The following is an 11135-nucleotide window of genomic DNA, read 5'->3' as shown; positions in this document are numbered from 1 at the left end:
AATCCTGATTAGTATAAGAACTTTTGGATCATGCAGCAGACCTTTGGATTAATAGGCAAATCTTTATCACATTCTTTTTCACAAAAATATTTCAATGATTTTTTTGAAAAAGAAGGGCTGCACGATCACAAATATTTCAATTTTCCTATTGAAGATGAATCCGGATTGGAAGCTTTTCTGTCGGAATACGATCACCTGAAAGGTTTCAATGTTACCATACCGTACAAGACAGCAATTTTGCCTTTTCTGGCCTCGCTGACACCGGAAGCTCAAGAAATCGGGGCCATCAATGCTGTGAAAAATGTGGACGGCAAATGGAAAGGTCACAATACAGACGGACCGGCCTTTTTAGACAGCCTGAGCGATTTTCTACCTCAGGATTTTATGGATTCGGCACTCGTTCTGGGACAGGGTGGTGCTTCGAGAGCAGTACAATGGGCGCTGGCGCAGCGTGGTATCCCTTTTCTGGTGGTCAATCGCGCATCTCCTGACACTGCGCTACAATTGGATCCTTTCTTTCTGAACAGATTCAAACTGATCGTCAACACCACACCGCTGGGGATGTATCCACATACTCAGACCGCAGCATTGTTGCCGTATGAGCTTTTGGATAAAACATTCTATTTCTATGATCTGGTGTACAATCCCGAAAAAACATTATTTTTGAGCTTAGGATCTTTACATCAAGTCCACATCAAAAATGGCCTGGACATGTTATGGAGACAGGCTGCATTGTCGTGGAAATTTTGGACGAAGCTTTAAAATTATGACCGAACCAGGCGAGCCGAATATTGACTTTTTAAATACTGAAATAGCCTTTTCTCACAAGTCAGACAGAGAACTCAGACAAACGCATTATCTGTTCAGATTGATGAACAAACCGAGTTTGGTAAAAATGGGAAGTTTTTTTGGTAATCTATTAGCCAATCTGCCTTTTCATATCGGAGACCAGATCATTAAAGAAACAATTTTTAAGCAGTTTTGTGGTGGTACCAGCCTTCTGGAATGTCAAAAGGTGATCGACAAACTGTATTCAAAAAAAACGCTGACTATACTTGATTATGGTGTTGAAGCAAAGGAGACTGAAGAAGATTTCAAACACACCTTAGATGAAAATCTAAACGCAATAGAATTTGCATATTCAAGTTCAAATGTTCCTGTGATTTCAACAAAACTGACGGGATATATTCCATTTTCTGTGTTGGAAAAAATTCATGCCGGAGCTGAGTTAGACAACTATAGTAAAGTGTGTTTTGAGAGATTGGAAGAGCGCTTCGAATTATTATGCGAGAAAGCTTATGAGCTCGGTGTTTCCATATTTGTAGATGCAGAAGAAAGCTGGATACAAAATCCTATCGACCAGCTGGTTATGAGATGTATGGTAAAGTACAATAAAGAAAAACCAATTTTGTACAATACTTACCAGATGTATAGAAAGGGTAGGCTTGATGCAATGAAGGAAGATTTTGAATCTGCGAAAAAACAGAATTTTATTTTCGGTGCTAAAATTGTCAGAGGAGCCTATATGGAGAAAGAAAGACAGCGTGCCTCACAACTCCAGATAGAAGATCCAATCCAGGTAAATAAGGAAGCTACCGACAATCAGTATAACGATGCGATAAGATTTTGTGTGCAGTTTCCGGAACAGATTTCTCTGGTCAATTCTTCGCACAATTGGGAAAGCAATGCTCTGCAGGTAGAATTAATGAAGCAGAACAATATTCCTGTAGACCATCCTCATATGAATTTCTGCCAGCTGTACGGCATGAGCGACAATCTCACATTCAATTTAGCTGCACATGATTATATTGTGGCCAAATATGTTCCTTATGGCCCCATAAAAGATGTCATCCCTTATCTCATACGTCGTGCTCAGGAGAATAGCAGTGTGACCGGTGACATGAGCAGGGAATTAAAATTACTGGACAGCGAAATGAAAAGAAGAGGGCTCATCAAATAATGACTTGTAAATTTATTAAACGAAATAAAATGATATCGATGAAAAAAATTGTATTTCTATTTTTTCTTGCATTATTAGTCAATCAAACTTCCCAAGCGCAGAAAGTTTACGCATGGATGGACGCAGGTCTCAAGGGAGGTTATGGTTTGACCGGCTTATTGAACTCAAATCTTTTTGATGACAAAGACTACGAACATCACTTGAATGGAGGCTATTCTATAGGAGGGAAGGTAGGTTTGTTCTTTGGTTTGTACAATGGTATTACTATTGATGCATTATATTCAGGATTTAACCAAAAGTTTGATTACCTGAAATCAAATACCAGATACGATCACAAAATTTCCTGGAATAATATAGACCTCGCTTTGCTCTACAGAATGCAAAAAGATGGTGTTTATGTAGAGTTAGGTCCGCAGTACTCTTTGGTCCAGAAAGTTAAAAATAATGATCCCAACGATCCTAATACCGATGTGACAGACTATTACAACAAAAACTATCTATCCGGAGTATTTGGCATAGGAGGATATTTGTTCAACTATGAAACTTTCACTACTATGATTGGATTGCGCATGGGCTATGGATTTGGAGATATGATTAATGCTGATGGAAAAGCAGCTAAATATCCGACACCAAATCAGGTAGCACAATATTCATCTAAATCGACAAATGCGGCTTTCGTTCAAATCATGATGGAAGCGAATTTTGCCTTGGGTTTCTATGGAAAATCTTCTTGTAGCAAGAGAGCTACGATTTTCAGTTTCTAATCAGAAGATCAATTTATTTATATAGAAAAGGTCGTCATAGTTTGACGACCTTTTTTCTTGATGTGATTTTTTTGTCGCTTATATCCGGATGATACATTCAATTTGTTGCGCATCAGATCCTCATCTGTAATATTTGGATTATGTCCTAAAGTGTTTGCCCACAACAAATTTCTACTGCAAAAAACAGATTTAATCGATATTCTGAGATGTCACCACTTTCTGTGATGTGCGTTTGAATAGTAGGACATAACCAAATGCTGTGAGAATACATAATCCACACACACACCACCACAAAAAATTGAAGCCATAGTGATCTGCGATCATAGAACCTGTCAATGGTCCAACCACATTGGCACCTGCGAATGCGAGTACGTACAGTGAGGCATACTGCCCCAGATTGCTTGGGTGAGCGCGATTGAGCATATAACCCATCATAAATGGCATCGTCAGGATTTCTGCAGCTGTAATGATGATCGACGAAATCAATGCCATAGCAAATAAATTTGTAAACACAAAATTCAATATGATGAATGAAATTCCCATCAGAATGGTGCCTATAAAAATATAAGCTTGATAATTGTTTTTTTGAGAAAGCTTAAATACGATGACCATTTCAAATATAGCTATCAATAGTCCGTTGAGTGCCATCACCCAACCAATTTGATGTTCTCCTAATACATAAATTGTTTTTAAAAAAACCGGAAGTGTACTGAATAATTGAAAAAAACAAATTGCATACAAAAACTTCAATAGCACAAATATCAGGTAGTCAGAGTCTTTCCAAACTGAATTCACCAATCCTGTTTCATCAGATTTTTTTTGTCGCTTTCCTTCTTCTGTTCCCTTTGGTAAAAAAATCATGGCAAAACCGGCTGCGACCAGATTCGTTGTGCCATCTACCCAAAACAACCATTGATAATTGTGGGCTGCAATCCATCCTCCGATGCTGGCACCTACTGCCCATCCCAGATTGACGGAGAGACGGACCAATGATGAAGACCGTGTGCGATTGGTCTCGTCACTGTACGATCCTATGGCTGCCATATTTGCCGGTCGGAATGCTTCATTGATTGCAGATAATAGGAAGGAAAACAGGCAGATCAACTGGTAGTTTTTTAAATAACCTAGGAAGATGAAAAAGATGCCTCCGGCAAAAAGTGATCCGATCATCACTTTGCGGTGTCCGATATTGTCTGTTAATTTTCCACCTGCAAAAGAGCCCACGATTGCACCCAGTCCAAAACACATCAAAACAACTCCTGCCTGAGATAGTGTCGCACCCAACTTTTGGGTCATGTACATGGACATAAAAGGCAATACCATGGTCCCACTGCGATTGATCAATTGCAGCGCAGAGAGCAACCACACGGTGGATTGCAACCCACCAAAAGAATCCTTGTATATACCAATTGTGCGTTGGAGCATAAAAAATGAGCAAATGGATTTATAAAATCCAAGCTTTAAAGTAAAACACAAGGAATAATGCCCGGACTATCCAAATTGTTACAATGAGTATGTATTTTTTTAGTCGGGATTAACTGAGCCTACCATGTAATTCGGAGTTGTACGAAGTAATTTAATTTCGCAGAAAATCCTGAATTCAATGCAGTTGATTCTGGCGAAAATTCAAAGAGGGCGGCATGGTTGGTCTCAAAATGAAATCAGATGCCATGTAATCAATGAGGATGCAGGGTGTTGTAATTTCATCCATTCTATATTTTCAAATTAATTGTCAGAATGATTAAGCGAATTTGCTATCAAAAAAAAATGCGTGAGTGAACCCACGCATTGAACCGACTTTCATTCGGTAATTTTATTGTTATCCAAATTTGGATGAGCCGCGCTTCAATTGTCTGGAGTGTCCGAAAAATTATCGCTCATTTGCAGACATTTCAATAGTTGGTACAGCCTCTTTGTCGGAACACAAAACCACCATGAGATTGCTGATGAGGTTTACTTTCTCTTTATCATTCCAACTGGCTAATTTTTTATTGTCCAATTGAGTCAAGGCACCATCTACCATTCCCAGTGCACCTTCAACAATTTTGTACCTGGCAGCGACGATAGCTTCAGCTTGCTGCCTTTTGAGCATAACGGCAGCTATTTCCGGAGCATAAGCGAGATAGCCTATACGAGCTTCCAAAACTTCAATACCTGCAATATTCAGGCGCTCTTGAAGTTCTTTTTCAAGCTGTTCATTGATCTCCTGGTGTCCCGACCTAAGCGTGATTTCGTCATTATCATCAATATGATCGTAAGGATAAATACCAGCAAGCTTTCTTACTGCAGCATCTGTTTGCACCCTGACGAAAGACATAAAGTCTGTTACTTCAAAAGCTGCTTTGAACGTATCACGTACTCTCCACACCAAAATGACACTGATTTGGATCGGGTTACCTCTTTTGTCATTGACCTTCAACCTTTCGCTATCAAAGTTATTGGCACGAAGTGTTAGTCTTTTCTTGAAGAAAAATGGATTTGTCCAAAAGAAGCCGTCTTCTTTGATAGATCCCACATACTTTCCAAATAAGGTCATGACGACCGCATTGTTTGGAGAGATTATAGTAAATCCAAGCGTGATAATACTCGCAGTTACACCTAAAATAACCCATAGAATAGGGTTTTGAAAAATAAAGCCTGCCGCCAACAAGGCGAAAACTAAGAATAGCACAAGCCAACCGTTGATTGCTTTGAAAATTTTTTCTTTCATGTGAATTGTTTAATATTTCAATACATTTGAAATATAAGAATACTAACGAATCAGATCAAAAATAGATTCCTCTTCGCTTTCAATTCATGCAAGAAAGCAGCTAATTGTTCGACCAAAATTCAGAAAAAACCGACTAGAATTAGTTTGGTTTGGAAGTCCCACGGATGTCGATCACGTCGGTTTTCGGGATCTGGATTTTACGTATGCGAAGAGCATCGGATTCTGCAAGGATATAAGGATACTGAGCCCAGTAGCCACAGCTCAATATTTTGTTGCAATATTCCAAAGCTTTGTCGTTTTTCTTTTCGATCATGGCTTTCACCACCAGAGCATAAGCCTTGATGAGCCACGGTCTGGCTTCTTCGGAGGAATGTGGCATTTGATCTAAATCCACAAGGTCATCTTCTGCAATATCTCCTTTCCAATATAACAAAGCATCCAGATAAGGCTTGAAGGGTGGTAGGGTCTGCTTTGATTTGTCCACAGTAGCCATCACTTCCTTAGCTCCTGTTTCGTTCCCTGAGCGCGCATAATTTTGATACTGGTAATAATAGGATACTGTCCATAAATCCGGATTGGTGGAAAAATCGCCACACACTTCATACATCTTATCAGCGCTGTTGAGTTCTCCGGCTGCTTGGTAGCTCATCCCCATGCCCTGATAGTTCAGATAATGCAAGGATGGATTGAGTATAGAATCAATACCTGTCAACCTGACGAGTCCTTTATATCCCTGTTGAGTTTCCATTAATTTAGCGGCTTTCCAGAAGTCTGAGTTGGCTTCTGCAAACTGGCGTCCCTTTATTTTTGCCTCACCTCTCCAATAGAATACGTCTGCAGTGTTTTCAAATTTTGCCGCAGCTTTGTCCAAAATTGAAATTGCATTTTCAACATGTCCGTCCGCTAAATAGGATTTTGCGTATTCCAGATATCTTGTGACATCATTTAGACCTTGTAAATATCTGGTCCTTGTGTTCGATATTGCAGCATCATTTTTGGCTTTAATTTCTGCGGGTTCATTCCACTCCATAAGCTTTTTGCCATCCAGAGTCATCGAATAGGCTTCACCTGATCTTGCAGGGTCGGTCGCTTCCGGTGGCATTTGTTGAGCTCCTTTTGGATCATTCTTACATGCACTGATCATCAAAATAATCGCTAGGAGGGACAATATCACTTTATTCATAATATCTATTTTTGAACACACAAAATTGGGTTTATTTTAATTCATCATCAGTTTTGGACAGAGATATTAACAAATACTTAATGTGTATGCAATCTAACTTTGATCCCCGGGACGCTTTTACACAAAAAGTTCTGATACCAGATGATCAGCAATATATTTTCCTTTGCGGGTAAACCTAAATACCTCTCCCTCACGAAGTAAATAGCCGTCATCAACCAATTGATTGAGATTATTGAGGAGAGAGCCATAATGAGGACTTCCATTCAGTGGCTCAGTGTTCAATCCATCTTTCGTTCTCAATCGCAACATAATGTGTTCATTCCACCTGGTGTCATCTGTCATTTCTTCAGCTTGCCTGGTATCCAAACCGGATTCGACAGCATTCATGTACAATGCGTTATTTTTGAGAGATTCGTATCGTATTCCATCTACAAAAGAATGTGCAGATGGGCCAAATCCAAAATACATACTCCCATTCCAATAATTCGAATTATGTAATGATCGAAATCCTTTTTTTGCGTAATTGGAAATTTCGTAATCCTCAAAATGGTTTTCAAAACAGAAATCAAGAATTTCATCAAATTGATTGATTTGAAAATTCTCATCCGGTGGTAAAGATTGTCCCTTCTTAATATCATAAGCCAGTTTCGTATTCTCCTCAATAGTCAATGCATAAGCCGAAAAATGTGGAACTGATAAATCATTCATGATGGACAAATTGTAAGCTAAAGAAGAAGGCTGAGCGTGGATCAATCCATAAATCAAATCAATGCTCAAATTATCAATTCCCTGGTCTTGAGCTTGTAATATAGCTGTCCGAGCTTGATTTGAATCATGTATTCTGTTCATCCAAACTAACTCTTCCTGCACAAAAGACTGTACACCGATGCTGAGTCGATTGACTCCTAGCTGTCTCCAGAGTTTAAGTTTATTGCCATAGATGTCGTCCGGATTTGCTTCAAATGTAAACTCCTGTACATCGGACCAGTTTACATATTGTGAAATCTTGTCCAGTAATGAATTCAGTTCAAATTCGTCAAGAATCGAGGGAGTGCCTCCACCAAAATAAATAGTCCGGAATGCAATTTGATCGCGGTTGGATAAGCAATTTTGAATTTCTTTCGTTATACAATCTATCATTCTTTTGCGGTAAGACAGATTTGTAGAAAAATGAAAATTGCAATAATTACATTTACGACGACAAAATGGTATATGCAGATAAAGCCCCGCTTCAATCATGATGTGCAAATGTAAGTATTTACTTGCGTTTCTTCTGACGTGTATTCATCTCAATCTGTTTGCACAGCCATTGGTTTTGGAACAGCATGTCCGAGATCAAAATAAAGTAAGTTTGTCCAAAATTTATTTGGTATATTCAGATAGCGTTCAATTGGTTCAATCATTGCAATCTAAATATCTACAATTGTTGAAGGAAGGTTACTTGTCAACAGGGATGGATCTCAGTTGGAAGACAAAGGATACAGCTGTAGTACTTTATTCTCTGGGTAGCAAGGTGCAGAATATAAAATTTGTAGTGCATGCAACGGATAGTTCAACACAATTTCCAGAATTAAACTCAAATCATCATCCGATTGATGTACAAAAAGTAGAGTATGAAATTTTATCATATATCAAGCGGAATTCAGAAGTAGGTTACCCGTTCAGTGTAATCAGGACAAATACTCTGATGTTGTCAAATGATTCTCTGCAGATGGAGATATTTATAGACAAAGGCAAAAAAGTAAATTTCAGTAGATTGTACCAGAAACCAAAAGAATTATTGCGAGAGAAATATTTAAACTACGAATTGGACTTTCATTATCAATCCATTTTTGATCAATCTAAATTGTCACAAATGGAGAAGAAAATTCGCCGATTACCATATCTGGATTTAGATCATTCTCCCCGTTTATTATTTTTTGGAAGTCAGGCACAGGTCTGGTTATATTTGAAGAAAAAACCTTCAAATAAATTGAATGTCCTCCTTGGATTAGTCAGGATAAATTCTCAATCGACTCAGAAATATAAATTGGCAGGAGAGGCAGAAGTTGATTTATGGAATTCATTGAAACTTGGTGAAGAAATTTATCTCAAATATGAGAATCTCGATCCTGCAACCAGTCAGTTTTATAGCTTTTTTGATTTTCCTTATATTCAAATACTACCAATTGGAATTGCGTATTATTTCAAAATGATAAAAAATCAGGAAAATTTCTTGTCCCTTGAACATGATGGCCGTGTTCAACATAAATTCACAGGGGATTTATTGCTCGGGATGAATTATAAATTTTTACAATCATTCATCATCCAGGCAGATAGTAGCTCAATCATTCAATCTGGGAGACTGCCGGATCAACTGGACTTTGTACAGAGATTAGGAGGATTTTTTGCTAAACAGAATTTATTAGACGACATCAGATATCCAGGAGAAGGATGGAAATGGAATTTTGGATTGCAATTGGGAAGAAAAAATTATAAGCTACCACTCGCCCTGAATAAATATCTGGAAGAAAATGTACAGTTAATGCATGAATTGGATAGCCTGCAGCAAAACAAATGGAACATTGTAGCTGATATTTCGGGTGAATATTTTCATCCCTTGTATAAAATTTTCGTTTCCAGATCAGCGATCAAAGTCAAATACCATTATTCAGCTCAAAACCTGAGATCTAATGAGCTATACCGCGAGGGCGGCTTCAATTCCATCAGAGGTTTTAATCAGGGAGAATTGTGGCTGCAAAATTATGCATGGTTGTCCCAGGAAATCCGATTCAAACTGGACAGAAAAAGTTTTTTACAATGGTTTGTTGATTATATGTTCGCACAAACTCCATTACAAGAATCTTTGATCTCAAGGAATTACTTTGGTACAGGCATTGGTATGCAATTCGGGACAAAGGTTGGCGATTTTACATTTCAATTTGCCTGGGGAAAGTCAGGATCTCAGCCTTTGCAGTGGGATGCGATAAAAGTACATTTCGGATATTCAAATTTTTTTTAGAGCCAGGGTCCATTTACAAAGCGGATGGTTATTCCATTGATAATTATAGTAGGCTTGAGATTGAGGTGAAAAACCTTGTATAAATTGTCTTACTCCGGGTAATTCTGAACCTTCAAAATCAAAAATCAAATTGCTCTTTGAATTCCGTTTGATCACCTGATTGATCAGTTGGGCCATGGCATGCGACCTCATTCCTTCCGAGCTGCTCACAGGTATCAGATAAACAATTCGATGATTGTCACGAATAAAAAAGCAGGCAGCCAAACATGATCCAGCAGATATATTGGAAATAAAGCCGCTATCATGCCGTAGATGAAAATGAATCAGTTTTTCGAAAAATTGCCGATCCAATATTTTTTTTTGGATATTTTGGTTTCTGTTCGAAAAATAAAAATCTATAAACGCAGCAACATCCATATTTTCTGAGTATTCAAGATGATCACTTTTTGCAATTGCTCTCCGGTGATGCGTGTTGAATCTGGAGTAGATTTGTTCGTAATCAGATTGAATCGGAATTATAAAATTTGTTTTTTGAGCTAAATGTACTTGAGTAGGAGTAGAAATTTCCGCATCTAGTGATATGGATCCACATGAAAAATGATTCATAAGAAAAGCAAGAAGCTTATCCTTTTCTTCTGGTGTGCATTGTTCGCTAATGAAATATTTTTGAATAAATAATTCCTGAATCAATTTATTCAGAAACAGTAATTTTTTACTATGAAGAGGTAGAATGATTTTGCTGTGAGCTGCCTGTATGAAAATGGAGTTTGTCTTATATAACATATGCATATTTGCATTATGTTCAAAAAAATCGGAATCGTATGAGATGTCTTCCTTGTGAATAATTTTCCACATTGGGCAAATTATTTGTTTTTAACGGAAATAGATAGGCCATCACGAATTGGTAGGATGATGCTTGTCCAGTCTCTGTCCGCCACTCTGCTTTGATTATACGAATCCAGGGCCTGAGCTGAAGCATTTTTATTTTCTTTGAGAACTTCAGCATAAAGTAGTACATTGTCAGCGATAACCACTCCACCGGCTCTGACTTTGTTTTTGACCATTGAAAAATATAATGGATAGTCTTGCTTGACTGCATCAACAAAAACCAGATCCCATACATTTTCCATCTGTGGCAAAATTTCCTCAGCAGGATCTTTGTATCTGATGATATTTGAAAAATATGGAGACTTTGATGCGACATTCATGATCAACTCATCATAATCCCTGCATGGATCGATGGTATGTACATTACCGTTGACTTCCAGCCCTTCTGCAAGACACAGCGCACTGTAGCAAGTAAATGTACCGATTTCCAAAATATTTGTCGGCTTGATCAACCGGCTGATGACGGACAACAATCTGCCTTGATAATGACCTGATATCATCTGTGGTGAAAGTGTGGTGAGATGAGTTTGCCTTTCCAACTCATGCAATACCTCGTCTTGTGGCGATGTATTTTTATCGCAATAGTCGAGTATCTCAGAAATTTGATTTATGAAATTCAATTTTATAAT

10 protein-coding genes are annotated in these 11135 nt (G+C 38.1%); 4 read left to right on the top strand and 6 right to left on the bottom strand.

The features are described from left to right. Window positions 1–30 precede the first annotated feature (30 nt). The 3 genes from IPI99_00140 (at window position 31) to IPI99_00130 (ending at window position 2724) form a co-directional block, all read left to right on the top strand. Complete coding sequence (locus IPI99_00140; GenBank protein MBK7338916.1) at window positions 31–762, top strand: shikimate dehydrogenase; 732 nt, start codon at window positions 31–33, stop codon at window positions 760–762. A gap of 109 nt (window positions 763–871) precedes the next feature. Then, complete coding sequence (locus tag IPI99_00135) at window positions 872–1960, top strand: proline dehydrogenase family protein (protein ID MBK7338915.1); 1089 nt, start codon at window positions 872–874, stop codon at window positions 1958–1960. 38 nt (window positions 1961–1998) lie between these two features. Further along, a complete protein-coding gene (locus IPI99_00130; protein ID MBK7338914.1) occupies window positions 1999–2724 on the top strand; it encodes an outer membrane beta-barrel protein in 726 nt (241 codons plus the stop codon). Between the two features lie 189 nt (window positions 2725–2913). Here the strand turns inward: IPI99_00130 and IPI99_00125 are convergent, their stop codons facing one another. The 4 genes from IPI99_00125 to hemW form a co-directional block, all read right to left on the bottom strand. After that, window positions 2914–4149: an MFS transporter gene (locus IPI99_00125; protein MBK7338913.1), complete on the bottom strand. Its 1236-nt coding sequence runs from the start codon at window positions 4147–4149 to the stop codon at window positions 2914–2916. Between the two features lie 445 nt (window positions 4150–4594). Then, window positions 4595–5434 carry an SPFH domain-containing protein gene (locus IPI99_00120; protein ID MBK7338912.1) on the bottom strand — a complete coding sequence of 280 codons (840 nt, stop codon included), beginning with the start codon at window positions 5432–5434 and terminating at the stop codon, window positions 4595–4597. A gap of 139 nt (window positions 5435–5573) precedes the next feature. Next, window positions 5574–6617 carry a hypothetical protein gene (locus IPI99_00115; protein MBK7338911.1) on the bottom strand — a complete coding sequence of 348 codons (1044 nt, stop codon included), beginning with the start codon at window positions 6615–6617 and terminating at the stop codon, window positions 5574–5576. A 117-nt stretch (window positions 6618–6734) separates the two neighbouring features. Further along, window positions 6735–7856 carry a radical SAM family heme chaperone HemW gene (gene hemW / locus IPI99_00110; protein MBK7338910.1) on the bottom strand — a complete coding sequence of 374 codons (1122 nt, stop codon included), beginning with the start codon at window positions 7854–7856 and terminating at the stop codon, window positions 6735–6737. Here hemW and IPI99_00105 point away from each other — a divergent pair. After that, on the top strand, window positions 7855–9618 hold the full coding sequence (locus tag IPI99_00105; GenBank protein ID MBK7338909.1) for a BamA/TamA family outer membrane protein: 1764 nt from the start codon (window positions 7855–7857) through the stop codon (window positions 9616–9618). The genes hemW and IPI99_00105 overlap by 2 nt on opposite strands. Here the strand turns inward: IPI99_00105 and IPI99_00100 are convergent. Both IPI99_00100 and IPI99_00095 read right to left on the bottom strand, forming a co-directional pair. Continuing rightward, window positions 9604–10473 (bottom strand): hypothetical protein, encoded by an 870-nt coding sequence (locus IPI99_00100; protein ID MBK7338908.1) that lies wholly within the window; start codon window positions 10471–10473, stop codon window positions 9604–9606. The two genes, IPI99_00105 and IPI99_00100, sit on opposite strands and share 15 nt — an antisense overlap. 8 nt (window positions 10474–10481) lie before the next feature. Beyond that, window positions 10482–11126, bottom strand: coding sequence for a class I SAM-dependent methyltransferase (locus tag IPI99_00095; GenBank protein MBK7338907.1), 645 nt, complete (start codon window positions 11124–11126; stop codon window positions 10482–10484). Window positions 11127–11135: the final 9 nt, after the last annotated feature.

The organism is Saprospiraceae bacterium (assembly GCA_016710235.1).
GTDB lineage: Bacteria > Bacteroidota > Bacteroidia > Chitinophagales > Saprospiraceae > Vicinibacter.
This window is presented reverse-complemented; position numbering and strand designations above follow the sequence as displayed.

Bases quoted from the DNA above. Each gene is read 5' to 3' on its own strand.
- IPI99_00140 (MBK7338916.1), top strand. From the start codon at position 31: ATGCAGCAGACCTTTGGATTAATAGGCAAATCTTTATCACATTCTTTT.
- IPI99_00135 (MBK7338915.1), top strand. From the start codon at position 872: ATGAACAAACCGAGTTTGGTAAAAATGGGAAGTTTTTTTGGTAATCTA.
- IPI99_00130 (MBK7338914.1), top strand. From the start codon at position 1,999: ATGAAAAAAATTGTATTTCTATTTTTTCTTGCATTATTAGTCAATCAA.
- IPI99_00125 (MBK7338913.1), bottom strand. From the start codon at position 4,149: ATGCTCCAACGCACAATTGGTATATACAAGGATTCTTTTGGTGGGTTG.
- IPI99_00120 (MBK7338912.1), bottom strand. From the start codon at position 5,434: ATGAAAGAAAAAATTTTCAAAGCAATCAACGGTTGGCTTGTGCTATTC.
- IPI99_00115 (MBK7338911.1), bottom strand. From the start codon at position 6,617: ATGAATAAAGTGATATTGTCCCTCCTAGCGATTATTTTGATGATCAGT.
- IPI99_00105 (MBK7338909.1), top strand. From the start codon at position 7,855: ATGATGTGCAAATGTAAGTATTTACTTGCGTTTCTTCTGACGTGTATT.
- hemW (MBK7338910.1), bottom strand. From the start codon at position 7,856: ATGATTGAAGCGGGGCTTTATCTGCATATACCATTTTGTCGTCGTAAA.
- IPI99_00100 (MBK7338908.1), bottom strand. From the start codon at position 10,473: ATGTGGAAAATTATTCACAAGGAAGACATCTCATACGATTCCGATTTT.